General features: G+C 39.7%; 27 protein-coding genes. 18 read left to right on the plus strand and 9 right to left on the minus strand.

Going from position 1 to position 23,826, the window contains the following annotated elements; all coding sequences use genetic code 11:
- Positions 1 to 15: 15 nt before the first annotated feature.
- The 5 genes from PI95_RS03480 (at position 16) to pstB (ending at position 5,028) form a co-directional block, all read left to right on the plus strand.
- Complete coding sequence (locus PI95_RS03480; RefSeq protein ID WP_039752684.1) at positions 16 to 1,011, plus strand: PstS family phosphate ABC transporter substrate-binding protein; 996 nt, start codon at positions 16 to 18, stop codon at positions 1,009 to 1,011.
- A gap of 18 nt (positions 1,012 to 1,029) precedes the next feature.
- Positions 1,030 to 1,965 (plus strand): phosphate ABC transporter permease subunit PstC, encoded by a 936-nt coding sequence (gene pstC / locus PI95_RS03485; RefSeq protein ID WP_039752685.1) that lies wholly within the window; start codon positions 1,030 to 1,032, stop codon positions 1,963 to 1,965.
- Between the two features lie 91 nt (positions 1,966 to 2,056).
- Positions 2,057 to 3,034 (plus strand): polyphosphate kinase 2, encoded by a 978-nt coding sequence (gene ppk2 / locus PI95_RS03490; RefSeq protein WP_052325746.1) that lies wholly within the window; start codon positions 2,057 to 2,059, stop codon positions 3,032 to 3,034.
- Between the two features lie 149 nt (positions 3,035 to 3,183).
- Positions 3,184 to 4,083 carry a phosphate ABC transporter permease PstA gene (pstA, locus tag PI95_RS03495; protein ID WP_039752686.1) on the plus strand — a complete coding sequence of 300 codons (900 nt, stop codon included), beginning with the start codon at positions 3,184 to 3,186 and terminating at the stop codon, positions 4,081 to 4,083.
- A gap of 114 nt (positions 4,084 to 4,197) precedes the next feature.
- On the plus strand, positions 4,198 to 5,028 hold the full coding sequence (gene pstB / locus PI95_RS03500) for a phosphate ABC transporter ATP-binding protein PstB (RefSeq protein ID WP_039752687.1): 831 nt from the start codon (positions 4,198 to 4,200) through the stop codon (positions 5,026 to 5,028).
- 200 nt (positions 5,029 to 5,228) lie between these two features.
- Here the strand turns inward: pstB and PI95_RS03505 are convergent, their stop codons facing one another.
- Complete coding sequence (locus PI95_RS03505; RefSeq protein ID WP_201280280.1) at positions 5,229 to 5,678, minus strand: BP74-related protein; 450 nt, start codon at positions 5,676 to 5,678, stop codon at positions 5,229 to 5,231.
- Positions 5,679 to 5,926: 248 nt separating this feature from the next.
- Between PI95_RS03505 and PI95_RS37405 the strand changes: the two genes are divergently transcribed.
- From PI95_RS37405 to PI95_RS03545, 9 genes are all read left to right on the plus strand, one after another.
- The gene (locus PI95_RS37405; RefSeq protein ID WP_039752688.1) at positions 5,927 to 6,115 is read left to right on the plus strand and encodes a DUF6888 family protein; all 189 of its coding nucleotides are present in this window, start codon (positions 5,927 to 5,929) and stop codon (positions 6,113 to 6,115) included.
- Positions 6,096 to 6,278, plus strand: coding sequence for a DUF6887 family protein (locus PI95_RS03510; protein ID WP_163518568.1), 183 nt, complete (start codon positions 6,096 to 6,098; stop codon positions 6,276 to 6,278). Before PI95_RS37405 ends, PI95_RS03510 begins: the two co-directional genes overlap by 20 nt.
- A gap of 64 nt (positions 6,279 to 6,342) precedes the next feature.
- Positions 6,343 to 6,672 carry a site-specific integrase gene (locus PI95_RS03515; protein ID WP_163518570.1) on the plus strand — a complete coding sequence of 110 codons (330 nt, stop codon included), beginning with the start codon at positions 6,343 to 6,345 and terminating at the stop codon, positions 6,670 to 6,672.
- A 415-nt stretch (positions 6,673 to 7,087) separates the two neighbouring features.
- Positions 7,088 to 8,344 (plus strand): DUF4912 domain-containing protein, encoded by a 1,257-nt coding sequence (locus PI95_RS03520; protein WP_039752689.1) that lies wholly within the window; start codon positions 7,088 to 7,090, stop codon positions 8,342 to 8,344.
- A 248-nt stretch (positions 8,345 to 8,592) separates the two neighbouring features.
- Positions 8,593 to 9,477, plus strand: coding sequence for a class D beta-lactamase (gene blaOXA, locus PI95_RS03525; RefSeq protein ID WP_163518572.1), 885 nt, complete (start codon positions 8,593 to 8,595; stop codon positions 9,475 to 9,477).
- A 184-nt stretch (positions 9,478 to 9,661) separates the two neighbouring features.
- A complete protein-coding gene (locus PI95_RS03530; RefSeq protein ID WP_039752690.1) occupies positions 9,662 to 10,582 on the plus strand; it encodes a phosphodiester glycosidase family protein in 921 nt (306 codons plus the stop codon).
- Positions 10,583 to 10,842: 260 nt separating this feature from the next.
- Complete coding sequence (locus PI95_RS03535) at positions 10,843 to 11,748, plus strand: hypothetical protein (protein WP_163518574.1); 906 nt, start codon at positions 10,843 to 10,845, stop codon at positions 11,746 to 11,748.
- On the plus strand, positions 11,745 to 11,978 hold the full coding sequence (locus tag PI95_RS03540; RefSeq protein ID WP_039752692.1) for a hypothetical protein: 234 nt from the start codon (positions 11,745 to 11,747) through the stop codon (positions 11,976 to 11,978). The genes PI95_RS03535 and PI95_RS03540 overlap by 4 nt, the downstream gene beginning before the upstream one ends.
- Positions 11,979 to 11,993: 15 nt before the next feature.
- Positions 11,994 to 12,431: a gamma-glutamylcyclotransferase family protein gene (locus tag PI95_RS03545; RefSeq protein WP_039752693.1), complete on the plus strand. Its 438-nt coding sequence runs from the start codon at positions 11,994 to 11,996 to the stop codon at positions 12,429 to 12,431.
- Positions 12,432 to 12,439: 8 nt separating this feature from the next.
- Here the strand turns inward: PI95_RS03545 and PI95_RS03550 are convergent, their stop codons facing one another.
- The 3 genes from PI95_RS03550 to PI95_RS35015 form a co-directional block, all read right to left on the minus strand.
- Positions 12,440 to 13,054, minus strand: a complete 615-nt coding sequence (locus PI95_RS03550) for an anti-sigma factor family protein (protein ID WP_039753950.1) — start codon at positions 13,052 to 13,054, stop codon at positions 12,440 to 12,442.
- Between the two features lie 165 nt (positions 13,055 to 13,219).
- Positions 13,220 to 13,876 (minus strand): RNA polymerase sigma factor SigG, encoded by a 657-nt coding sequence (gene sigG, locus PI95_RS03555; RefSeq protein WP_039752695.1) that lies wholly within the window; start codon positions 13,874 to 13,876, stop codon positions 13,220 to 13,222.
- Between the two features lie 726 nt (positions 13,877 to 14,602).
- Positions 14,603 to 14,755 carry a QAALIT motif small membrane protein gene (locus PI95_RS35015; protein WP_201280281.1) on the minus strand — a complete coding sequence of 51 codons (153 nt, stop codon included), beginning with the start codon at positions 14,753 to 14,755 and terminating at the stop codon, positions 14,603 to 14,605.
- A 198-nt stretch (positions 14,756 to 14,953) separates the two neighbouring features.
- Between PI95_RS35015 and PI95_RS03560 the strand changes: the two genes are divergently transcribed.
- Positions 14,954 to 15,685, plus strand: coding sequence for a L,D-transpeptidase (locus tag PI95_RS03560; protein ID WP_039752696.1), 732 nt, complete (start codon positions 14,954 to 14,956; stop codon positions 15,683 to 15,685).
- Between the two features lie 101 nt (positions 15,686 to 15,786).
- On the opposite strand, the gene PI95_RS03565 is transcribed toward PI95_RS03560, so the two are convergent.
- Together PI95_RS03565 and PI95_RS03570 are read right to left on the minus strand one after the other, a co-directional pair.
- Positions 15,787 to 16,335 (minus strand): late competence development ComFB family protein, encoded by a 549-nt coding sequence (locus PI95_RS03565; protein WP_039752697.1) that lies wholly within the window; start codon positions 16,333 to 16,335, stop codon positions 15,787 to 15,789.
- Between the two features lie 181 nt (positions 16,336 to 16,516).
- Positions 16,517 to 17,449, minus strand: a complete 933-nt coding sequence (locus tag PI95_RS03570; protein ID WP_039752698.1) for a M23 family metallopeptidase — start codon at positions 17,447 to 17,449, stop codon at positions 16,517 to 16,519.
- Between the two features lie 180 nt (positions 17,450 to 17,629).
- On the opposite strand from PI95_RS03570, the gene PI95_RS03575 reads away from it, so the two are divergent.
- The 3 genes from PI95_RS03575 to PI95_RS03585 are packed head-to-tail and all read left to right on the plus strand — an operon-like array spanning position 17,630 to position 20,286.
- The gene (locus PI95_RS03575) at positions 17,630 to 18,202 is read left to right on the plus strand and encodes an IS607 family transposase (RefSeq protein WP_039752699.1); all 573 of its coding nucleotides are present in this window, start codon (positions 17,630 to 17,632) and stop codon (positions 18,200 to 18,202) included.
- Complete coding sequence (locus PI95_RS03580; RefSeq protein ID WP_039752700.1) at positions 18,202 to 19,431, plus strand: RNA-guided endonuclease InsQ/TnpB family protein; 1,230 nt, start codon at positions 18,202 to 18,204, stop codon at positions 19,429 to 19,431. The genes PI95_RS03575 and PI95_RS03580 overlap by 1 nt, the downstream gene beginning before the upstream one ends.
- A 30-nt stretch (positions 19,432 to 19,461) precedes the next feature.
- Positions 19,462 to 20,286, plus strand: coding sequence for a phosphodiester glycosidase family protein (locus PI95_RS03585; protein WP_039752701.1), 825 nt, complete (start codon positions 19,462 to 19,464; stop codon positions 20,284 to 20,286).
- 162 nt (positions 20,287 to 20,448) lie between these two features.
- On the opposite strand, the gene PI95_RS03595 is transcribed toward PI95_RS03585, so the two are convergent.
- The 3 genes from PI95_RS03595 to PI95_RS03605 all read right to left on the minus strand — a co-directional run bounded on the left by PI95_RS03595 (position 20,449) and on the right by PI95_RS03605 (position 23,699).
- Positions 20,449 to 21,147, minus strand: coding sequence for a DevA family ABC transporter ATP-binding protein (locus tag PI95_RS03595; RefSeq protein WP_039753951.1), 699 nt, complete (start codon positions 21,145 to 21,147; stop codon positions 20,449 to 20,451).
- 75 nt (positions 21,148 to 21,222) lie between these two features.
- Entirely contained in the window at positions 21,223 to 22,398 is a 1,176-nt protein-coding gene (gene devC / locus PI95_RS03600) for an ABC transporter permease DevC (RefSeq protein ID WP_039752702.1), read from the minus strand.
- Entirely contained in the window at positions 22,395 to 23,699 is a 1,305-nt protein-coding gene (locus PI95_RS03605) for an ABC exporter membrane fusion protein (RefSeq protein WP_039752703.1), read from the minus strand. Before PI95_RS03605 ends, devC begins: the two co-directional genes overlap by 4 nt.
- Positions 23,700 to 23,826 lie beyond the last annotated feature (127 nt).

Consider the following 23,826-nt stretch of genomic DNA (forward strand, 5'->3'; position numbering starts at 1 on the left):
GATTGATAAAAGCCGATGAGTTTTAGCAATAGGTTGAAAAAAAGCCTCACTTTTATATCTTTGATATTGACATCATATCTGACAGCTTGCAGCAATCAAGGAAGCCAACAACAGGTAAGTATTGATGGTGCTGCGGTAGGTTTTCCTATTTCTCTGGCAGTTGCAGAAGAATACCACAAACAAAACGATAACGCTGTAGTGAGTGTTGCTTCCAGTGGAACTGGTGGGGGTGTTAGCAAGTTTTGCGCTGGGGAAATTGATATTGTTGCTGCTTCTCGTACTATTAAAGATGAAGAAGTAGCCAAATGCAAAAAAAAGAAGATTGAATTTGTAGAATTACCTATTGCGTTGGATGGAATCGCCGTAATTGTTAATCGTCAAAATGATTTTGCCAAATGTCTGACGATTGCAGAACTCAAAAAAATGTGGAGTTCTAAATCAGATAGCAAAGTATTAACTTGGAATCAAATTAATCCAAAGTTTCCCAAAGAAAAAATGAAGCTTTACGCTCCGGCTTCGGATACTGGAACATTTGATTATTTTAGCCAAGCTGTTACAGGTAAAGCCAAAAACAGCCGCACAGATTATAATCCTAGTCACAATCAAAATAACCTTGTCCAAGGAGTTGCAGGTGAGAAATATGCCCTTGGTTATGTAGGGATTTCTTATTACATCCAAAACCAAGATAAGCTAAATATAGTTGCTGTTGAAAGTCCGACAGGCAAGTGTGAAAAACCTGTTCCAGTTGATAATGTAGTGAAGAATATCTATACACCTTTGTCTCGTCCTCTTTTCATCTACGTTAGTAAAAAATCTCTGGATAAAAAACCATCCGTAAAAGAATTTGTCAATTTCTATCTAGAAAATTCTTGGAAATGGGTAGATAGTGTTGGTTATGTAGCGCTACCTGATGAAGCTTACATGAAGGTAAAACAAAAGTTGGCTACAGGTGAAACTGGTACAAAATTCAAAAAAGCCAAACCAGGTCAACCAATCACGAATTTTATTTAATATTTAGTATTGGGAATTATGCAAGCTACAAATCAAGATAATTTTCACCAATCTAGAGAATCACTAGAAAAGAAAGCATCGGAAGATATTCAAGAAAAAATTGTTGCCGCAATTTTATTTTGCTGTGCTTTAATTTCCGTCCTGACCACATTTGGTATTGTCTTCATTATTTTCCAGGTGGCATTTGAGTTTTTTCAAGAAGTTTCTTTTGCTGAATTCTTTTTGGATACTAAGTGGACTCCTCTATTTGCAGAAAGACATTTTGGCGTTTGGCCGCTGATTAATGGTACATTTTTAACTACAGCGATCGCTATGTCAGTTGCGATTCCTTTAGGTTTATGTTCTGCTATCTATTTAAGTGAATATGCACCACCAAAAGTAGCAGCAATTCTCCGTCCAGCATTTGAACTTTTGGCAGGGATACCTACAGTTGTTTACGGCTACTTTGCACTGTTATTTATCACCCCACTGCTCCGGAATTTTCTCCCCTTGGAAATTTTCAATGCCTTAAGTGCGGGGTTGATGATGGGAGTAATGATTACTCCGACGGTTGGCTCTATCAGCTTAGATGCCATCAGAGCAGTACCGCGTTCTTTACGTGAAGGTGCTTACGCTTTAGGTATCACCAAACTCGAATCCATTTTTAAAGTTGTTTTACCAGCAGCACTTTCTGGAATCAGCGCTTCGATTATTTTAGGGATTTCCCGTGCTGTGGGTGAAACGATGACTGTTGTTATAGCTGCCGGACAACAGCCGAGAATAACAGTTAACCTACTGGAATCAGTAGAAACAATGACAGCATATATGGCGCAAATTTCTGGTGGAGACAGTCCGCGTGGCAGTGTTAATTTTAAGACTTTATACGCTGTAGGTGCTGTTTTGTTTATACTCACCCTGAGTTTAAATATTGTTAGTTACTGGATTTCTAATCGCTTTAAGGAAAAGTACGATTAAGAAAATGATTACTTGAGTGTGATATTCCCAGGTTTTTGTCTGCAAGAAAACCGCGTGTTTGTAATTTACTAAATAGTAAGGAGAAATATTGATGGAGATAATCGACAACAATGCTTCCCAATTGCTAACAATCACTGAGCAAAAACCGGAAAAACTGAAAGATAAATCATCCCAGAAAAAAAAGTCCCACAAGGCAAAACAAAAAAAACACAAAAGCCAAGATAAATTAGAGAATAATGGTTCAAAAACGTTGCTAACAGAAACTGAAGATAAAGCTAAAAAAGAGGGACTCAAAAAACTTAAAACCGAATTTTACGAAAAGGAAATTGAGAAGCTTCAGATTGAGTTACTCAAGCAGCAAGACTGGATCAAAGAGAAGGGTTTGCGTGTTGTCATCATATTCGAGGGACGAGACGCTGCGGGCAAAGGAGGCATCATCAAGCGAATTACTGAGTTCCTCAACCCACGGGGTTGTCGAATCGTTGCTCTAGGAACGCCTTCAGACCGCGAGAAGACCCAGTGGTATTTTCAACGTTATGTGGCTCATCTCCCGGCTGCGGGAGAAATTGTCATTTTCGATCGCAGTTGGTACAACCGGGCTGGTGTAGAGCGAGTGATGAACTTCTGCACCGACGAGGAGTATCAAGAGTTCTTACACTCCTGTCCGGAATTTGAACGAATGTTGGTGCGAGCAGGCATCATTTTGATTAAGTACTGGTTTTCTGTGAGTGATGAAGAACAGGAGCGACGATTTCAAGACCGCGCAAACAACCCGGCAAAACACTGGAAACTCAGCCCAATGGATATCAAGTCTAGAGATTTGTGGGTAGAGTATTCCCAAGCCAAGGATCAAATGTTTGCTCATACCAACATTCCAGAAGCTCCCTGGTTTACCATCGATGCTGACGATAAAAAACGTGCCCGCCTTAACTGTATCAGTCACATCCTCAGCAAAATACCTTACGAAGACTTGACACCCCCACCCCTAGAGTTACCTCCCAGGAGGACAGGGGATAATTACATCCGTCCCCCCCGAAACGAGCAGTTTTTTGTGCCGCAGCTGTATTAATGATTACTACCATTGGTATCAGCCCAGATGCTATCAAAGCAGTACCGCGTTCTTGACTTTGAAGGTGCTTACGCTTTAATATCACTGAATTTGAATATTGTTAGTTACTGGATTTCTAATCGCTTTAAGGAAAAGTACGATTAATAAATATGTCTACCACATACAGACCAAACAATCCTCTAGATCGAGAGAGAGAATTTACTGATAATGTCGAAAGTAGAGAAAGCTTAGGTAAAGCCTTTGAAATAATTTTTCTTTTGGGGTTGCTAGTTGGCTTATTCGTTCTAGCTTTGCTAATTTTTGATATCTCTAAAGATGGATTAGTCAGGTTTTTCAGTCCAGGTTTTTTGACAGAAACTCCTTCGCGTTTTCCAGACCAAGGAGGTATTCGTCCGGCAATAATTGGTAGTATCCTTTTAGGAATTACTGTGATTTTGACTGCTGTACCAATTGGTGTAGGAGCAGCTTTATATCTGGAAGAATACGCTCCAAAAACCTGGTGGACAACGATTATCGAGATTAATATAAGCAATTTGGCGGGAGTGCCTTCTATTGTCTATGGGTTGCTAGGTTTAGGAGTTTTCAATTACTTACTAGGGTTTGGTCCAACTTTAATTTCTGGTGCGTTGACTTTATCTTTGCTATCTTTACCAGTAATTATTGTGACGGCAAGAGAAGCAATTCGCTCAGTTCCAGATTCTTTAAGAAATGCTTCTTACGGGTTGGGTGTAACTAAGTGGCAAACTATTAGCAGTCATGTTTTACCTTATGCCGTTCCTGGTATTCTCACAGGGGTAATTATTTCTGTATCTCGTGCTATTGGTGATGCGGCTTCTTTGATTGTGGTTGGTGCTGTTAGTTTTCTGACATTTAATCCTGGTTTATTCCAAAGATTTATGGCACTACCCATTCAAATTTTCAGTTATATTACTCGTCCCGAACCGGGTTTTGCTAACGCAGCAGCAGCGACAATTATCACTTTGATTCTTTTGATTTTGACTTTAAATGGAATAGCGATTTATGTGAGACAACGCTTTTCTATAGATTAATCAAGCATTTTTCCAGAGGATAGAAACACAAATGCACTTACAGTACCTCTTTTTGATAACGATAGAGGTTTAAAAAGCAAATTTGGCAGTTACAGACATTAGGACAGAGAAATAATGACTTATAGCAACAATAAAAGTAGCCAGAGCAATACTACTTTCAGCCAACAAGATAATCCAGTTTTTAATGCTGAGGGTGTGAAAGTATTTTATAGCGGCTTCTTGGCACTTCAAGATGTCTACATAGATATTCCTGATAAGCAAATTATCGCCTTTATTGGACCTTCCGGCTGCGGTAAAAGTACCCTTCTACGTTGCTTTAATCGGATGAATGATTTAATCCCAGGAGCAAAAGTTGAAGGGAGACTAAATTATCGCGATCGCAATATTTACGATCCGAAAATTAATTCAGTAAAATTGCGCCGACAAGTAGGAATGGTTTTCCAAAGACCAAATCCTTTTCCCAAATCAATATACGAAAATATTGCCTTTGGACCGCGTTCTAATGGTTATAAAGGTAATATGGATGAATTAGTCGAAGATTCCCTCAGACGCGCTGCAATATGGAATGAAGTTAAAGACAAACTGAAATCAAAAGGTACAGCTTTATCTGGTGGACAACAACAACGACTGTGCATTGCGCGAGCGATCGCCATGAAACCAGATGTATTATTGATGGATGAACCTTGTTCTGCTCTCGACCCAATTTCTAGCCGTCAAGTTGAAGAACTCTGCTTAGAACTGAAGCAACAATACACCATCATCATGGTGACTCACAATATGCAACAAGCTTCGAGGGTGGCAGATTGGACGGCATTTTTTAATACAGAAACCGATAAACACGGCAAACGCTACGGAAGATTAGTTGAGTTTAGTCCGACAAGGCAAATCTTCGAGTCTCCCAAAACTCAAGAAGCATCAGAATATATTAGTGGACGCTTCGGTTAAGCAATAATTTGTGCGGTTGTGCTAGTGGTTCGTTTCATAAGTTCTCAGGGGTTGCTAGATCCCCGACTTCGTAAAAGTTGTCGGGGATCTAAGCCTCACGACAGGGCAAAATTAATAAAATAGACTAATAGAGATAAAGCAAAAACCTGGGGAGACTATCACATTACCCCAGGTTGTTATGCTTCTACGCAAAAATTATTTTAATTAGTAGAAACTTCTTTAACTAGCTTTGAACTCCAAGGACACCAAAAGCAACCTGGTAAAAATGCACCACATACCTCGTCTAAATGGTCGTTGACGTAATTAGTTGTAGCATCACAAACTTCTATCGCTACTGGAAAGAAGCTAATTGTTGAGGAATCTAATTGGTAGTCCCAATTTGAATTGTAGTCAGCAGGTATTTTTTTGATTCTTCCCATTACATGAATTGTATCTGTCTCTTTTCCACTGAGTATGTCTCTTGCCTTTTGAATTTTTTCCGGGTCAGTGAGCTTAATAGTGAAAGGTTTCTCGTTAGGTCGTGTTTCAAAAGCAAAGTAGGCTTCTGTATCACTAGCAGCACTAGCTGGAGACACTACGAACATCAAGCTTACAACTAACACCAAAAATACTGATATCAATCTTCGGACAATTACAGCAACATTTTTCATCTGTGGCTCTCCGTATGTAAGTACAAAACGTAAATAAGTTACCACGAATGAGGAACTGACACAAGTCCAGCGCTGTATCTAGCTTATGAATCGCGCTCTTAGGTGTGGGGATGCTGATAAAACAAAGCTTTCAGCCGAAATCGATAAATCAGACAAAAATCGAAAAATCGGTCAAATAATCTGAATAGCCATTTAACACAGGCTACCTTTTCACGCTAAAATGGAAAGTTTTTTAAAATTACCAGCGAATGAAGCCTACAATAGCGCAATTAGAAACCTTATACCGAGTCTGTATAATGGCTAGCAATTTATTACAAGACATTAACATGACTCGATTAGATGAACGAACCAAATGTATCTACATGATTGTCAATGACACAATAGAAATAGAAATTGAGGTTGATGGGAGATTAAGATATGAAAACATCGAATTTTGAAGATATGACACGGGCAGAATTGCGTGATTATGTTCGCCATAACCCTCATGACACCAAAGCTTTTCACAAATACGTTGATATATTAAGAGCGTCACCAAACAGAATCACAATAAGTCCTGACGAAATTGAGACAGAATTGCCCAAACTATTACAGTCAAATTAAGCAGGCAAAAATAACGTCTCAAACTGTTGTAATTTATAGGTTACAGCAGTTTTTGCAAAGCGCAATGAAAATCAACAGGCACGGACGCGCCAAAATTCTCACGCAATCGCAGATACAACTAGTTTTTAGCCACAAACACTTAAACGACCGGGATAAAACCTTGTTTGGCGTGTGTCTATTTAGCGCCTGTAGAATCCGTGAAGCTTGCACCCTGCTGACAGAAGATATCTACACCCCTTCAGGCAAAGTTAGACCACGGCTGATAATTCGTAAAGCTAACACCAAAGGCAAGTTAGCAACGCGGTCTATCTCAGTGATTGAAGATTTACGACAATTACTAAATAATTACTATCCGATTAGCGGTGATATATACCTATATGCCGATGTAGTTTAAAGACTAGGTTTGGAGCTAATGTCATTACTTCCTGACATTAACTCTTTATTTGGGGGTGAAAAAAGCCCCTTTTTCGCCGTAATGTCATGAAAGCATAACTTGACGATCCCCAAATGGCTGATAAATTCGTGAAAACGACAAAAACGGGTCTTGAGACCCCTTGATCCCTGTGCGGGTTTGTTAGTTAATATTCATTAACAAAGGGACTTTTCCGATCCCAAATAAATGCCGATCGCATTTGTAGGGAATTTCTAGGAAGTAGACCTTAATTTAAAAACCGACTAAAAAAATCTCAAAACTGGGCAAAAGCCACTCCTTCAGGAATAAGAAGTTCATCTGGATTGGATGGCATTTATTACACCACTCTTTAGCCAGGGGAAATCATTTACCTTTTAAACTACTGGAGGTCAAAATCATGGCAAAAGAACGCCCACCGCTAGAAGAGATGACGCTAAGGCAACTACGTAGAGTTGCGAGCGAATATAGTATCTCTCGCTATAGCCGGATGCGTAAATCGCAATTGCTGGCATCGATTCAAGAAGTTCAGCGCAGTAAAGTTTCGCTCACCCCATCTCGTTCACCGGAGGCACAGGAAACCGTGGAAGCAGCAAAATTTGAATTAGGTCAAATAGATCGTAATGGTGGCTCATTGGCAGATGTTGACGAAGGACTCGCCGATTTGCCAGCTGGTTACGGAGAAAGCCGGATTGTGCTGATGCCGCGAGATCCTCAGTGGGCTTACACTTACTGGGATGTTTCCAACGAACACAAAGAAGAACTGCGCCGCCAAGGTGGACAACAATTAGCACTGCGGATTTATGATGTTACCGACATCAATATTGAATACCAAAGCCCCCACAGCATTCAGGAATATCCTTCTGATGAATTAGCGCGGGAATGGTATTTACCGGTGCCAGTGAGCGATCGCGATTATGTGCTTGATATCGGTTATCGTTGTGCTGATGGTCGCTGGTTGATATTGGCGCGATCGGCACCAGTACACATTCCTCCCGTCTATCCTTCTGACTGGATTGAAGACGTTTTCATCACAGTCAACTTTGAAGAAGATTTGGCTGGCAAAACTCAATACGAACTGGTTCCCCCATCCAAGAAAGTTGCCGAAACAACCGCATACGGTAACGCTTACGGTAACGCCAACGGTAGCAATCCTATCTATGACCAAATCTTTGGCATGGCTGAATCTACCGAAGCAATGCGCGTTGCTGGTTCTATATTTGGCTCGATGCATCAAACTTCCGTCCACGAACAAACCATCAGTTCCTACGTATTCCCCTCTGGGGTAGGTATGTGGGCAGTTCCCACCACATCTGGTTTAACTATGTCTGGTGTAGGAATGTCTGGTGCTGGCTTCTCTGGAGACGTGCCGATGCGTCCGCGTCAGTTCTGGTTAATTGCGGATGCTGAGTTGATTGTTTACGGTGCAACCGAACCCGATGCTACTGTAACAATTGGCGATCGTCAGATTAAGCTGAATCCAGATGGTACATTCCGCTTCCAGATGTCCTTCCAGGATGGTTTAATTGACTATCCGATTAAGGCTGTCGCTGTTGATGGTGAGCAAACACGGTCAATTCAAATGAAGTTTACTCGTGAGACACCATCTCGCAACACTAACACCAAAGATGAAGCTGTTGTCGAGTGGTTCTCTTAATTTTGGATTTTGGATTAACTAAAATCGACATATAAACTTTTCCCCCGCTATGGTTATGCTGTAGCGGGGGTTTTTATATCATGTTTTTTAATCACACATATTGTAAAGACGTTCCGTCGGAACGTCTCTACGACGATTGCAGTGTTTTTATTAATGTTAATTAACGGGACATGATATCATTGCCATCCGGAAATCAGCAAAACGACGGTGTATTATTTCCTGCTTGTTAATATGTGTGAGGAGAAAAAATGCTGCTTCGTGTGTGGCGATGCCTTCGGCGCTACGCTCTGCGTAGATCGCGCTTTATTATCTTTATTGTTGGATGTATTGCCTTGTTAATCGCGATAAGTTTCAGCGTGCGTGTTCTGGCTGAAAATAATTCCACCATCACTCAACATCCAGTAATTGCAAAAGCACCAGATTTGGGACGACATTTCCGAGAATTTAAACTCTCAGGATCGATCTTAATTTACGACTTGAACAACAACCGCACCTATGAACACAATCCTCAACGTAACGCGACTGCAATGACTCCCGGTTCAACGTTTAAAATTTTTAATGCAATGGTGGCATTAGAAACTGGTATTATGCCGAATGATGTCGCTGTCCTCACTTGGGATGGGATTCGCCGAGATATCGATGTTTGGAATCACGATACGAATTTGCGTCAAGCTTTCAAAGATTCAACTGTCTGGTTTTATCAAGTTCTCGCACGTCGATTAGGACATGAGCGGATGCAGCAATTTATCGATAAAGTAGGTTATGGCAACCGTCAGATTGGCACCGCTGAAGATATCGATCGCTTTTGGTTGCAGGGACCATTGCAAATTACCCCTAAAGCACAGATTGAGTTTTTGCAAAGATTATATCAAAACAAGCTGCCCTTCTCGCAACGGACAATGGATTTGGTTAAAGACATCATGGTGCGAGAACAGACACCAGATTATACACTGCGGGGAAAAACTGGATGGTTAAACAGCACTAAACCAGAATTGGGTTGGTTTGTCGGCTATTTAGAAAAAAACAAAAATGTCTATTTCTTCGCAACCACCATTGACATGAATAAAGCAACAGACGCACCAGCGAGGATTGAAATTACACGACGCAGCCTGAAAGATTTGGGCTTGCTGTAGAACAGAAGTTTAGTCCGTAGGGTGCGTTAACGTAGTAACGCACCCTACATCAATTTTATGTTTATTTTATAAATCACCTCTGAATCTTATGATTATATCACTAATTAAAAACAAATAATTCTTTTAATTTGAAAAAATTGTGATACCGTTTGAGCGCTATGTCAAAAGCTTACTTAATATATCGATGAAAACAAGACTTTTCTTATCTATTTTTGTAGTAGCGATCGCTTTCTTATCTAGCTGTAAAAATTTGCCAGGCAATTCTACAGTTGAAGCTGAAAAAACTTGCCTTGGTGACGATGCCAAATTCAGTCTGGAATTCTTCAAAACTAATAATCAAGGTGATAAAGACTCAAAAGGTATCAATCATGTAATTATTTTTAATCCTAAATCTGAAGAATTAGATTTTAAAGTTAATGTCGGTTTAGCTCATAATCTTTACACCAAAGATGATAAAGGTAAATTGCTCAAAGAATATATCCCTACACAGTTTCATGAAATCATCGCTAACGAAAATGCTAAATTAAACGGAAAAACACCCATTGCGGCAATTAATGCTGACTATATAGAAACTGATAATAAACCACAAGGTTTAAATATTTCTCGTGGAATAGAGTATTCCGGAATCTTTAAAAATAAACGGTCTTCTTTTGGAATCTCAGGAGGTGAACCGAAAAACCGAACGGCTACAATCCAAGCAGGAAGAAGAAAAAATGATATTCTGAATTACAATTTAGTCGGTGGTAATGGCAGATTTTATCGTCAAGGGCAGTTTAAAGATATCTGCCAAGATTTAGGAGAATTTGCTTGTAAAGAAGCTACTAATCGTTCTTTAGTAGCTACAACTAATAAAGGTTATGTAATTCTGTTGGTTAATGATTCAAAAGCCAATTCAGATATTAGTTTATCTGAAGTTAATCAAGAATTGCTTCCAGATAATTTTGATGATGTTCTTGAGGGAATTGCCAAAAATAATTGTTTAGGTAAAATTCAAGAAGGAATGTTATTTGATGGCGGGATGTCTCCAGGGTTGTATTACAATAACAAAATATATGTAGAAAATGCCGGACCTATTGGTTCAGTATTTTTAATTTATAAAAAATAAAGCGATCGCCGCCGCGCTTCTGCATAACTGTCTTTAGCAACCTTTTTACTTTTATGATTATGACGACTTATGGAGATACTTAGTTTCACTGGTTTTATTAGAGATATTGTTTATACACCTGTTCTCATCCCTAGAATTAAGATTTATGACATAATTAATTTTAATATTAATCATGCCAAACCATTTGGAATAATAACTTTAGATTATTTGCAAAATAATATTGCATTTTCTCAATGATGTCAAACATTTAATAATTACGAATGATAATCAGTGATATGGAATTTTGTATAAATAATATTGAGCGAATGCTCAAATTTTCTCAAACAAAAGTTATTTTTCCAATAATTACTCTTGGATTAGTCCAAGCTTATTATGAAACAAAACAATATCAATTTTCAGATAAAGAAATTAGGATTTGTTATGTAAAAGCTGTAAAATATATGCAAGCTTACTTACAACATAATTTACATATTGGAGGAAAGTATTACGATGCTTATCCTTCTCGAAATTTACCAAAGTATGGTGTAGTCAAAGCAATTGATAATAAATGTTATGAGCTACTCCCACCATATAGCACAAATGCTGAGATGCTTATCTCTTGGATTCCCGAAAGAATCAATCAGTATATTACCGATAAATTAGGTTTGATTCCTCAACTGCTAAACTATGAGTACAGACATGAGTTAGCTGTAAATCAAATTGATTTTCTTAACTTAATTAAAGTTCAAATCGAAATAAATCCCACAAATTTTGAAATATTTAGTTTTGCCATAATCAAAGTTCATCTAGAAAAGTTTGCTTGTAAAATTTACCGCGATACTCGCACTTCTGCAAACGATGGAGGGATAGATATTTCTACAAATTTTGGCGTTGTTTACCAAATAAAAAAACTTAAGGTATACAGTTATGATACTGCTGATAACATTTATGAAGAATTAAAGATGAATTTTAACAAAGAAAGATTGAGTGATGGGAACGTAATTTTGATAATTGATGATATTTCTAAAGAAATTAAAAATTATTTAATTAATATGAAAGTCCAATCAATTAATAAAAATGAAATTTTAAAATTAGCAGAGCAATTTGAAGATGTAGAGGATAGAGAAAAAATTTTAAGAATTGCTTACGAAGAGTTTGAAAGAGAGTATCTAAGCAATATAAAATGAATTATACAATTTCTGGAATAAATTATAATTTTCAGATAATTATAGAGAAGGCTTTTAGCCCATCCGAAGATTTAGAAATGTTTTGGTTTTACATAAATGCTGCTAAAGGCAAAGAATTATTAATCAAAAACTACTCTTGTTCTTTGCCAAAAGATAAACAGAAAAAATTCGAGCAATTGGCATTGGAAGATATACAATCATATGCATCCAATAAAAGAGCAGAATATTAGTATTGAGGATTTTTGATGCTAAAAGTCTTTGTTTACGGCACGCTTAAACCAGGTGAAGCAAATTATCAAAGATACTGTGCGCTTCAAGTGGTAGATGCAAAGAAAGCTTACGCTTTTGGTAAACTGTTTGCTTTACCGATGGGCTACCCAGCTATGACGCTAGGAGATAGCCTAGTCTACGGATATTTACTGACATTTGTTGATGCAAAGGTTTTAAATAACCTAGATATCCTAGAAGATTACCAGCCCTCCAGACAAACAACTGAAAACCTTTATAATCGACAAGAAGTTGAAATATACGATCTACAAGAGCGATCGCTTGGTATTGCCTGGGTCTATTTAATGACACCGCAGCAAATTTGTCAACTAAAAGGCAGCCTAGTACAGCACGATGGCTGGTGGAGTGGCTGCGGCTTAACAGTTGGCATTATAAAGAGCGGAATTAACAATTAACTCCGGAATTAATTTAGTTCCTGTTCAGTCTTTTCTGGTTGAGGTGCAACCCGATCAACTGAATTTTTCGGAGAGGATTCTGCTGTTTTGGGAATAGGGAAGACAGGAGTATTAATGGCAACCATCAGTGGCGAAGCGGCAACAGGCGAAGGCGTCTGTTGTGTCGGTTCGATTGAAGGTTTTTGAGCCATTTGAGGTATACTGGAATCTCCACCTGGTAGCCAGCCAGAAACAGCACTAATGACGCAAGCGGCGACGGCAGTACCTCCACATACCCAGGCTAGCCGGGAACGCCGACGTAAAGAAGCCATTACTTGCTGGACTGTTTCTTCTATTGGCTGTAGTGGCTGTGGTACGGGAAGATTCCGCACGCCTTGCCGTAGCTTTAACAGTCGGGCATACAAGACTTGGACTGAGGCATCGTTTGCCAACCATTGTTCAACTTGCTTGCGTTCGGCAGCTGTCACCTCACCATCGAGGTAAGCACTTAATAACTCGAAGCGATCGCGCTTCACCATATCCATAGCACCCGTAGATTCATTGGTTTGTTTAACTCCCTGTATTTGCAAATCTTTATTAGCTTGCAAATCAAAGCGATCGGAAAACTGAGAATCAGTAGTCATCTTAACATTATTACCAATTCCAACACGGGTTAAACGAGCGGACAGGAATGAGAAATTAATCAATTTTTCTCCTGGCGGCAGAAGCACTCTACAATTATCTTAAATTTTATGGAAATCAACCCTTAAATTCTGCCATTGTAGCAGAGGCTGAATAGATAGTGTTAGTTACGAATCTAAATAATTTTGCAATTGAGTTTGCAATCTGGATCTAGCTCTGGCTATTCTCGATTTAACGGTTCCCAAAGAAACACCAGTGATTTCGGCAATTTCTTCGTATGCCATTCCTTCGATTTCTCTCAGAACAATTGTAGTGCGGAATACTTCAGGTAAATCGGCGATCGCGGAGCGCAGTTGCTCGTAAAATTCTCTGGTTGTTAGCTCTTCTTCTGGTCCTGGGGTATCTCCAGCTATTTCCCAATCCATTTCGCCATCCTCTACCGCACGGGGAGCATCAAGCGACAACGGACTAACAACCCGCTTGCGTTTGCGTAACTCATCGTAAAACAAGTTCGTCGCAATACGGCTCAACCAGCCCCGGAACTTAGCTGGCTCTTGCAATCGGTTAACATTCCGATATACTCGAATCCAAACTTCCTGAGCCAAATCAGCTCTGTCAGCCCAATCAGGAGCGAGGTGATATAAAACCCGATCAACTTGAGTCTGAAAGCGGCGCATAAGTTCCGCAAACGCAACACGATCTGGGCGCAGTCCAGTTTGACAGCGCAAAATTAAATCGTGATTAGAGAGCTTGTCAACTTGCACTGAGGTTTCTGAAAGCCTCACATCAACCGTTGACCAGGATACAGGAATTGATTGACTCATAGAACGCACTGACTTTAGAACATTCCTATCTATTAGACCTGCTAATCAGTAAGAAGTTCCTCTAGTGAGTGACGGATTTCTGACTGGAACAATAGTAAACTATTATGAACATGCAATGCTAATCGAAGCCATTTTTTGTCACTTATAATCAAAAATGCTGCTGAATATTTATTTGGTTATATACACTCTGGGGCTTATTTGATGGATAATTACTTTGAAACAATTAACTGTAAGATAATTAAGGAAGTTATCTCCAGTACAAAATTAGTTATAAATTGGATAATCTCTTATAGGGCAATGGTTGTTGTGATTTAAGTTATTAAGATATTATCTTTTTATAGATAGCAAAAAAATATTTACATATGTTTTGTTGCTATCTATAAAGCATGGCTATATTTATGACAAAATCAAATGATTATTATTGTTTTTATCGCTGGTATAGCCGCTTTTTTATCTGTTATCTTTCAGTGGCAAGTTGCACAGCAATGTTACTTAGCAATGTGCAATATTAAAAACTGACCATCTACGGTTGACAATTTAGTAGAAAAGTTTCAATAAAAAGAGGGCGGATTGTCTTCAGGTATGAGAACTTCGCTTATTTTCCGCCCTTGTCGCAAAGTGTCCAAAAGACAAGAAGGCATTTTCTATTTTCTCCTATTTTCTCTTTTTTGTGTGCTTATTGTTTCTTTATCTTGCCATTTTCAACTGCTGTAGCTACCATGACTGTTATTTTTTCAGCTTCATTGCCAAAATCGTTAGTGGAGTTTGTGTATGTACGTGATAACTAGTATCAGCATTACTTTGATCGGGTACGCGAACTTGTAAAAAGAAATTAAGGGAAAATGTAATTGTGACCGCTAGCAATAATTTTTCAAACATGATTTTTCTCTCACCCACACCATTAATGATTGATTGCTATAGTTCCAGAGTTCCTGAAAACGAGGTTTTTCACCAAAGTTTTTCTGCTGGAATAACTCGCATAGACTTAGTTTGCCCACTGGTGTTGGGATATTCATAAGGAAACGGATAATTATTTGTGAATTTTTCATAACTGTTCATACAGAAACAATAAATGCGATGACGATGGGAAGAAATGAATCTGTAGCTCATATAGTCATGTTGCTCTGTTTTGGCACAGCAATTTTATCTCTGGCTGTGCATAGAAGCATGATTGCAGGAGAACGGCAATTTGAGGAGTCAGCCTCTACTAGGTTGCGGCGAGATGCGACAATGGCTTCATCCGCAGCGAGTGCGTCTACGTTGTCTTCAATGCCTGCTGCTAAGTCGGCAAAAGTGGAAAAAAATGTAACTAGGGAAGCACAGTTAGCAAAAAATAATCGGCTGGTGGTAGACCAAGCAAAAAAGCCAAAGTTTTTTTTAGCGCAAATCGCTCAACCAAAATCAGTTAATAGCGTGGCTGGCAAATCGCAAGTAGTGGTAGATTTAAGCGATCGCCGCACTTATGTTTATGCTAAAGATGAAGTGATAGCCAGCTACCCAATTGCTGTTGGTAAAAAGGGTTGGGAAACACCCACAGGTTCTTTCCAAGTGATGCACATGCAACACTATCCTGCGTGGCGTCACCCGATTACAGGCAAAGTGTTTGCGGCAGGTACTGATAGCCCTTTGGGAGATAGATGGATTGGTTTTTGGTCAGATGGACGCAATCAAATTGGTTTTCACGGCACACCAGATGTTGAGGTGATAGGAACTGCTATATCTCACGGCTGCTTAAGAATGCGTAATCCTGATGTGCGAATGCTATACAAGCAGGTGGGTTTGGGGACAACTGTGATAGTACGGGAATAGAGGCGCAAAGGCGCGAAGTTAAGAGGCGCAAAGTTAAGAGGCGCAAAGTTAAGAGTCAACAGTCAACAGCTAATGGACTGTTGACTTTAGATTATTGACTATTATTTTTGTTCAAAGTTAGGCGCACATGCCTGAAGTAAAGTACTGATTTCTTGCAGAATGTCATTGCCAGTATTTTTGCTTATAGCTTGCCGTTCTGGGAAGAAATTCGGTCGATCCAAATAACGGGAAATCGCCTCGTTTATTTGCTGGGCGATTAATTGCTGAAGTTCTGCGTGAGCGCGTATGCGCTGATAGCTAGCACCTTCTTCTGTGGTTGCATACAGGGGAGGAAGACGGTTGAGGGCATAAGCGGCAATATCTCCGACATCAAGAGAACTTTCGCTAGTAGCTTCAATTTCTGCTATTCTGGCGATCGCCTCGGTCAGTACCAATTCTTCCATAACATTAATGAATTCTTTGCGAGGTACTGCCTCTACCTCACCAGTCAATAGCGCTCCCATTAGCTTATCTAATGCCATGTACTCTTCAATTGAAAGTTCGCTGGCATTATCACAGATTCGCCCGACTTCTGCTTCCATTGCTGGTGTGAGATAACCATCCTGGAGAGACTGTTCCACAATTTTTTCGATAGTACTCATAAGGCTCATTTTTTTTACGCCACCAAGCAAGGTAGGGACGGTAGCAAATCAATCAATTTTATTTTGCCTAATTGTTGGCAAAATGCAAACAAATTACATAAATATATTAAGTAAAGACATGCGCGATCGCCACTTGGGTGCGTCCTACCGCCAAAAAGCGGTAAAACGGGCGATGACGATCGCGTTTGGGCTATTCAACTCCAGGAGTTCGCCAGGGTGTTGGGTCAACAGATTTCCCGTTGACATATAATCCCCAGTGTAAATGTGGACCTGTGGAGGCACCTGTCGCTCCCACTGCGCCAATTAATTGACCAGGTTGCACCATATCGCCTTCTTTTACGTTGATTCGACTCAAGTGCATAAAAATGCTGGTGACTCCTTGACCGTGGTCAACTCCGACTACATTACCATGAACCCGGAAACCTTGGGATACTCTACCGACCAAAGCGACTCGTCCTGCGGCTGGGGCAACGACGGGCGAACCGGCTGCACCAGCGTAGTCAACGCCACGATGGTAATAGTCTTTTGCAAATTTACCATTATAGTAGCGACGTACACCATAAATTGTAGAAATTCTTCCGGCGTTTGGCTTGATAAAAGCACCATTCCAATATTTTTCTGGTGTCATTAATGCTTTGAAAGCCGCTACACGCTTGAGTTCGTATTCTGTGGCATCGATTCCGGCTTTTCCTGGTGGTAGATTAATTCGTTGTACGGGAAATTTGCGATCGCCCACCGGCACAGATAAGCTTTGCACGCTTCCATCCCCGGAAACCCGAAGTGTTCTATTTCCCGCGCTTTCTAATGGTGTTGTCGGGACAAAAGCGCGATATTGATTGGGGGCAATTTCAAATGCTGGGTAAGTTTTTTCTCCACTAGTTACCGTGGGATTACTACCATTAGCCGGATTATCTAAATTAATTATTACTGATAAAGTATCCCCTAAATCGGGTTGACTCGGTGTAACTTTTACTTGCAGGGCATTTACAGGTAATGCCACCACGGGGAAAGCAGCAAACATCCCCATTAATAAACCTGCTGCACGGCGATAGGCTTTTAAGCCTTTGAGAGAAAAACAGAGCAAGTTATTTTGAGAATTACTGGGGCGATCGGCGATAGTCATATTACACAAAAAATCTTAAGCTTTCTGTTGAACAACAGACTAGCCTATTATCTGTTGTGTTTCCAACTCAAGCAGATATTTTTGCATAAGTTGTCCGAAAAAAATTAATAAAATTTTTATGTCTTGTAAATATTTCTTGAATATATACCCATTTATACCTATTAATAGTAATATAGGTAAATGAAATTATCAGATTATGCACGAAAAGTAGGAATAAGCTATAAGACAGCACATCGGTGGTGGAAATTAGGGCAACTCAAAGGATATCAATTGCCAACAGGTACAATCATCATTGATGAAGAGAAACCAACGTCAGTAGAAGATAGAGTTTGTATATATACACGGGTATCTTCTGTTGAAGCGAAAGAAAATTTAGAAAGACAAGCAGATCGATTAACTGAATATGCAATAGTGAAAGGATATAAAATTCACAAAATATATAAGGAGATAGGGAGTGGCTTAAATGATAATCGAAAAATGTTAATCAAAGCATTGTCAGATGATGATTATAACATTTTATTGGTTGAACATAGAGATAGATTAGCGAGATTTGGAATCAATTACATGAGAATCTTGCTATCAAAAAGTGGTAAAAAGTTAGAGGTAGTTAACGAAGCAAATAACGGAAAAGATGAGTTGATGGAGGATTTGGTAAGTATAATAACATCTTTTTGCGCTCGTTTATACGGATTAAGAAGGTCAAAGAGAAAGACAGAAAAGATAATTGCGGAGTTATCCGAAAAGGATGAGTGATGGAATTAGTCGAGCGTCACATAATCAGCTATAATCATCAATTCTATAAAGAAGCGTCGGACTTATGTTGGCGTGGGAAAAATCTCTACAACTATTCAAATTATTTAGTCAGGCAATCATTCATCAAATCAAAAAAGTATTTAGATAATTGTCAAATTTATCATTTATTAAAGCAACATGAAAGTTATAAGTGTTTACCAGCAAAAGTGAGTAATCAGGTTTTAATCAGCCTTCACAAAAACTGGAAATCATTTTTTCAGGCAATTCAAGAATGGAGTAAACATCCAGAAAAATTTTTAGGTCGTCCAAAGCTTCCTCAATACAAAGATAAACAAAAAGGGAGATATTTTGTTGTCTACGAAAAAGGAGCCATAAGTAAAAGAGCATTAAAACTGGGATTAGTTAAGCTATCTGGTACAAATATCGAGTTTCCGACCAAAATTGATGTCAAAAATCTACTGCAAGTCAGGATTATTCCCAAGTGTGGGCAGTATGTCATCGAAGTTGTTTACAAAGCCGAAAAACTGTTAACACATTTAGATACAAGTTTAGTCGCATCAATTGATATTGGAATTGATAACTTAGCCGCATTAACATCTAATCAACTTGGTTTCAAACCTGTCTTGGTGAATGGTAAGCCGTTAAAATCAATCAATCACTATTACAACAAGCGCAAAGCTTTGGGTCAATCATGTTTAAAATCATCAAGGCAAATATCTAGAAAAATTGAGGAGTTAACTAGAAAGAGAAATAATCGAGTTGATAATTACCTACATTGTTGCAGTCGGTTTATTATCAATAAATTAGTTGAGTTTGGGATTGGTACATTAGTCATTGGGAAGAATGACAATTGGAAGCAGTCGTGTAATTTAGGTAAAATCAATAATCAGAACTTTACTAATATTCCTCATGCTCGATTTATCGATATGTTGGAATATAAGGCTGAACTTGTTGGAATTACTGTATTAATTCACGAAGAATCCTACACGTCTGTTGCTTCGTTTTTAGATAATGACCCAATTCCTGTATATCAAGCAAACAACAAACACACAATAAAGTTTGCGGGTGTACGAACAAAAAAATGGTACAGGTCTGCCAGTGGCACTGTCCATGCCGATGTGAACGGTAGCCTTAATATTATGCGTAAAGTAGTCCCTGCGGCTTTTAGCTTAGGGATATCGGGTGTTGCGGTTCACCCCTACAGGGTTACACCTGTAAAAGTAGCATAGTGGATAAATGTCCATAAAACTACTAACTGTATGAATTTTCTACTTAAAACTAGAAAATGGCTATCTTTAAGCTTGGTAATTACTGCGATTTCAATCACACTGCAACTTTACACTGTGCAGGCTTTACCAATTGACAACGGTTTCAAGCTGATGCTTTCGGAAATCGGTGTGCAAGTTTACAAAAAAGATGATGCCAAGGGAAATACAGATTATGTTACCGTTGTCAACTTAAAAAAGGGGACTATACGCAATTTAATCGGTACTGAGGGTACTCCTAACGGTACTGTTAAGAAAAAATTAGCAAGGGAATTTTGGCAAGATGCTGTAACACAAAATACTTCAACGCGAAAGGTAATGGTTGTTGTTAATGCTTCCTTTTTTTCGACGAATGATGATCCAACGGGTATTGCCTTCGGTTTGAAGCTTGGTGGTAGGACGATTAGCTATGGTTATGCGATCGCCTTAGAATATCCCGGACAGATTCGCACGTTTTCTTTCAACCCCGACCAAGGAATTGCTAATATCCAAAGTTACGCAAAAGAGACTTTCGATTCAATGCCAGAGGTAGTAGGTGGACTTGATGGAGTTGCAAATAAGTCTGCTTTCAGTTATTTACCGAGAACGTTTGTTGGGGTGCGAGATGATGACGGCAATGGTACAAAAGAAACTGTAATTTTTTATTCGAGTAGTTATGCGCGTCAAATTGATGCATCTAATGTTCTCAGGGGGTTTGGTGCAAGTGCAACAGCGATGCTTGACGGTGGTGGAAGCACATTTTTGATTGTAAAGGGAAATTCTTTGATTTCAACAGAGCGTAAAGTACCGCACGCGATCGCAGTTTATGCGGGAAAATAGAAAGTGGGGAGTAGGGAGTAGGGAGTGGGGAGTAGGGAGTGGGGAGTAGGGAGTGGGGAGTAGGGAGTGGGGAGTAGGGAGTGGGGAGTGGGGAGTAGGGAGTGGGGAAGAAAGATTTTTGTTCTTTTATGTAGTTTTAATTATTAGCCATGTAAATAACCTTTAACCTGCGGCAACAGCAGCAGGAGCATCAGCTAGCTTTCCATCTTCCATGTAAACTATGTGGTCGGCAATATCTAAAATGCGGTTGTCATGAGTCACTAAGAGAATGGTACAGCCTTGTTCTTTGGCTAATGTTTGCATCAAGTTGACTACATCTCGACCGGATTTGCTATCAAGTGCGGCTGTGGGTTCATCTGCTAAGACAATTTTCGGATGATTGACTAAAGCGCGAGCGATCGCTACTCTTTGTTTTTGTCCACCTGACAAATCATCGGGATAGTAATTGAGGCGATTTCCCAATCCTACCAGTTCCAGCATCGCCGCTGACCGAGTTTTCATCTCTTGCGGCGAAATATTTGGTTGCAGTTCCAAACCCATTCTGACGTTTTGGAGTGCTGTTAAGCTACCGTGTAAGTTGTGTGCTTGGAAAATATAACCATTATTGCGTCGCGCTAAGGTAAGTTGTTTTGCACTAGCTTTGCAAAGTTCCCGTCCTAATACCTGCAAACTACCAAATTGAGCAGAACGCAAACCTCCTGCCATAGTCAGAAGCGTAGTTTTACCAGAGCCAGAGGGACCGGTCATAATGATAATTTCACCAGCATTAATATCTAAGTTGATATCAAAAAGAACTTGCTTGCGAAGTTGACCGTGACCGAAGTAGTGGTCGAGATTTTTAATAGAAATGACAGGTTCCATGTTGATTGTAATATTGTTGGTAGTAAGCACTTCAGTGCTTATTTTAAGCACTTTAGTGCTTACTACTTAAGTTTCCTAGAACATATCAGCGGGGTCAGCAGATTGAACTTTGCGGGTAGCGATCGCCCCGGATATCATACACATGGTAATAGTCAGCAATAACACCATAAAGGCTCTTGCTAAGGTCATGTAAATCGGCAAATTTGTCGCATTTCGAGTCAGATGATAAAGTCCCAAGGGTACTATTGCTCCTGGAATAAAGCCTAAAAAAGCAAGTATAATTGCTTCTTCAAATACGACACCCAATAAATATAAATTGTTATAACCCATTGCTTTAAAGGTGGCGTATTCTTTCATGTGAGCATTGACATCGGTGGAGAGTACTTGATAAACGATTATCACGCCAACTATAAAACCCATTGACACACCTAGACCGAAGATAAAGCCGATGGGACTTTCTCTTTTCCAATAGTCTTCTTCAAATTTGATAAATTCTTCACGAGTCAATACTTTGACATCATTTGTTAAATAGGATTGCAATGCTGTTGCTACTTGCTTTGAGTCATAGCCTGGTTCCAAATAAATTAACCCAAGACTGATACTACCTGCCTGTCGCCGAGGAAAGAGCCGCAAAAAATTCTGCTCGTTGGAAATTAAAGTTCCATCAGCGCCAAAGGAAGAACCTAATTCAAACAAGCCATTAATAGAAATGGTGTGGTTTTCTATTTCGGTAGTAACAGTTTTTCCTTGTTCAATTTGGGCAATAACTTCTTTATAATCTCCTTTGGAACTACGGTCAAATAAAAAACTATCTGGTAGTTTAGTTGTTTGTAATTGCTGGTTAACTTCTGGTAAGTTTAATGCTGGTTGTTCAGGATTAAAACCCATGACTTGTATCGTTGTCTTGCGGCGGGTTTGGGGATTTTTCCATGTGACTGTGCTGATATATAAAGGTTCAGCAGACTTCACTCCTTGAATGTCCGCAGCTTGGTACAATCGCCGCCGAGAAAATGTAGATAAACTTTGGATGTTACGAGCTTGAGGACTAAGTAAAACTATATCTGTTTGTAAAACGCGATTTAGGCGGGTGTTACTGTCATAAAGTGCATTCTGAAACCCAAGCTGCATAAACATGAGAACATCAGCAAAGGCAATTCCTGATAATGCTACTAAAAGACGACTTTTTTCATGACTTAATTGCAGCCATCCTAGAGGTGTTCGCCGCTGCAATTGCTGTATAAATCCAATCATAATTCAATTACCACCTTGACTTGTAAATTAGTTAAGTTGGCAGCTTTTTTGCTAGATAATTCATTCAGTCGCACATGAACTTCAACGACTTTGGCATCTATATTTTCACTCGGATCGGTGTTGATAACGTTCTGTCGCTGTACCTGCATTCCAACCCAATCTACTGTTCCCTGCAATTCACCAGAAAGAGAATCGCCAGTTACTCGCACTCGTTGCCCCGATCGCACTTTGTTAATATCACTTTGGTAGACTTCTGCAACTGCATACATCTGGTCGGTTTGACCTAAATCGACAATTCCCTCGTTACTAACGGTTTCGCCGGCGCGTGTATTAATCTTCAAGATTTGCCCTGCTTTAGGTGCGCGGATGTATGCTTGTTCGAGTTGTGCTTTAATTTTCTCAACGGTGGCTTGAGCGCTTTCTATCTCTGCTTGCGAAGTTGCTACATCTGTGGGACGCACTTCTGCTGTTTGGTTTAAGGTGGCTTTTGCTTCGACAAGCTGCTGTTGTAGAGTGGCGATGGTTTTGTCTCGGTTGGCTTTGGCTTCGACAAGCTGCTGTTGCAATGTGGCAATGGTTCTTCTCTGGGTGGCTTGGCTTTCGATTAGCTGCTGATTTGCTGTTTCTGCACTCAAGCGTCTTTTATCAACTTCTTGATTAGAAATAGCTCCTTGTTTGTATAAAGTTTCGTAACGTTGAACGTCTGCTTGCGCGTTACGCTTTTCGGCAGCTACACGCGCAACTGTTGCTTGTAAGCTTTGTTGTTGACCTTGCAGTTCAGCTTGTAGCCGATTAATTGTCGCTTGCAGAGTTTTCGTATTTCCTTCTAGTTCTGCTTGCAAACGGCTGACTGTAGCTTGACGCGCTCCAATTTCTCCCTGTTTGGCTCCTGCTTTTACTTGGGCTAAACGTGATGAAGCAACTTTAACTTGTTTTTGTGCTTCAACCAAACTCGCTTGTAGGCGATCGCGACTGTCCATAATCGCAATTATCTGCCCAGCTTTGACGCGATCGCCTTCTTTTACCAACAGTTTGTCTACTCGATTTCCTTCATTCGCAGTAGCTGCTGAAAGTTTGGCTACCTCTCCTTTTGGCTCTAGCCGTCCCATTGCTGTGACTGTTTTTACTACTGGCTGAATCGAGGCAGGAATTTCTTGCTTTTGAGTAACTTGATTCTGAATCCTCGTTACCGTGTAAACACTGATTGCACCCGTCATCAAAGATGCTGTAATTGCTAACATCACAGGCGATCGCCAAATAGTCTGGGAATCCAAGCCATCTATTTTTAAGTTTTGCGCCATAGCATTTCTCTCTTACTAGCGGCCTAAAAAACTAAACCGTCTAGTTTTATAAATCCTAAACTAAACGGAGTAGTTTAGTCAAGTCAGCAAATCCAACTCAGCCTGACGATAAAATTGTTTACAGACA

This window comes from Hassallia byssoidea VB512170 (assembly GCF_000817785.2).
Lineage (GTDB): Bacteria > Cyanobacteriota > Cyanobacteriia > Cyanobacteriales > Nostocaceae > Hassallia > Hassallia carrinoi.

Bases quoted from the DNA above. Each gene is read 5' to 3' on its own strand.
- PI95_RS03480 (WP_039752684.1), top strand. From the start codon at position 16: ATGAGTTTTAGCAATAGGTTGAAAAAAAGCCTCACTTTTATATCTTTG.
- pstC (WP_039752685.1), top strand. From the start codon at position 1,030: ATGCAAGCTACAAATCAAGATAATTTTCACCAATCTAGAGAATCACTA.
- ppk2 (WP_052325746.1), top strand. From the start codon at position 2,057: ATGGAGATAATCGACAACAATGCTTCCCAATTGCTAACAATCACTGAG.
- pstA (WP_039752686.1), top strand. From the start codon at position 3,184: ATGTCTACCACATACAGACCAAACAATCCTCTAGATCGAGAGAGAGAA.
- pstB (WP_039752687.1), top strand. From the start codon at position 4,198: ATGACTTATAGCAACAATAAAAGTAGCCAGAGCAATACTACTTTCAGC.
- PI95_RS03505 (WP_201280280.1), bottom strand. From the start codon at position 5,678: ATGAAAAATGTTGCTGTAATTGTCCGAAGATTGATATCAGTATTTTTG.
- PI95_RS37405 (WP_039752688.1), top strand. From the start codon at position 5,927: ATGAAGCCTACAATAGCGCAATTAGAAACCTTATACCGAGTCTGTATA.
- PI95_RS03510 (WP_163518568.1), top strand. From the start codon at position 6,096: ATGAAAACATCGAATTTTGAAGATATGACACGGGCAGAATTGCGTGAT.
- PI95_RS03515 (WP_163518570.1), top strand. From the start codon at position 6,343: ATGAAAATCAACAGGCACGGACGCGCCAAAATTCTCACGCAATCGCAG.
- PI95_RS03520 (WP_039752689.1), top strand. From the start codon at position 7,088: ATGGCAAAAGAACGCCCACCGCTAGAAGAGATGACGCTAAGGCAACTA.
- blaOXA (WP_163518572.1), top strand. From the start codon at position 8,593: ATGCTGCTTCGTGTGTGGCGATGCCTTCGGCGCTACGCTCTGCGTAGA.
- PI95_RS03530 (WP_039752690.1), top strand. From the start codon at position 9,662: ATGAAAACAAGACTTTTCTTATCTATTTTTGTAGTAGCGATCGCTTTC.
- PI95_RS03535 (WP_163518574.1), top strand. From the start codon at position 10,843: ATGATAATCAGTGATATGGAATTTTGTATAAATAATATTGAGCGAATG.
- PI95_RS03540 (WP_039752692.1), top strand. From the start codon at position 11,745: ATGAATTATACAATTTCTGGAATAAATTATAATTTTCAGATAATTATA.
- PI95_RS03545 (WP_039752693.1), top strand. From the start codon at position 11,994: ATGCTAAAAGTCTTTGTTTACGGCACGCTTAAACCAGGTGAAGCAAAT.
- PI95_RS03550 (WP_039753950.1), bottom strand. From the start codon at position 13,054: ATGACTACTGATTCTCAGTTTTCCGATCGCTTTGATTTGCAAGCTAAT.
- sigG (WP_039752695.1), bottom strand. From the start codon at position 13,876: ATGAGTCAATCAATTCCTGTATCCTGGTCAACGGTTGATGTGAGGCTT.
- PI95_RS35015 (WP_201280281.1), bottom strand. From the start codon at position 14,755: ATGTTTGAAAAATTATTGCTAGCGGTCACAATTACATTTTCCCTTAAT.
- PI95_RS03560 (WP_039752696.1), top strand. From the start codon at position 14,954: ATGACGATGGGAAGAAATGAATCTGTAGCTCATATAGTCATGTTGCTC.
- PI95_RS03565 (WP_039752697.1), bottom strand. From the start codon at position 16,335: ATGAGCCTTATGAGTACTATCGAAAAAATTGTGGAACAGTCTCTCCAG.
- PI95_RS03570 (WP_039752698.1), bottom strand. From the start codon at position 17,449: ATGACTATCGCCGATCGCCCCAGTAATTCTCAAAATAACTTGCTCTGT.
- PI95_RS03575 (WP_039752699.1), top strand. From the start codon at position 17,630: ATGAAATTATCAGATTATGCACGAAAAGTAGGAATAAGCTATAAGACA.
- PI95_RS03580 (WP_039752700.1), top strand. From the start codon at position 18,202: ATGGAATTAGTCGAGCGTCACATAATCAGCTATAATCATCAATTCTAT.
- PI95_RS03585 (WP_039752701.1), top strand. From the start codon at position 19,462: ATGAATTTTCTACTTAAAACTAGAAAATGGCTATCTTTAAGCTTGGTA.
- PI95_RS03595 (WP_039753951.1), bottom strand. From the start codon at position 21,147: ATGGAACCTGTCATTTCTATTAAAAATCTCGACCACTACTTCGGTCAC.
- devC (WP_039752702.1), bottom strand. From the start codon at position 22,398: ATGATTGGATTTATACAGCAATTGCAGCGGCGAACACCTCTAGGATGG.
- PI95_RS03605 (WP_039752703.1), bottom strand. From the start codon at position 23,699: ATGGCGCAAAACTTAAAAATAGATGGCTTGGATTCCCAGACTATTTGG.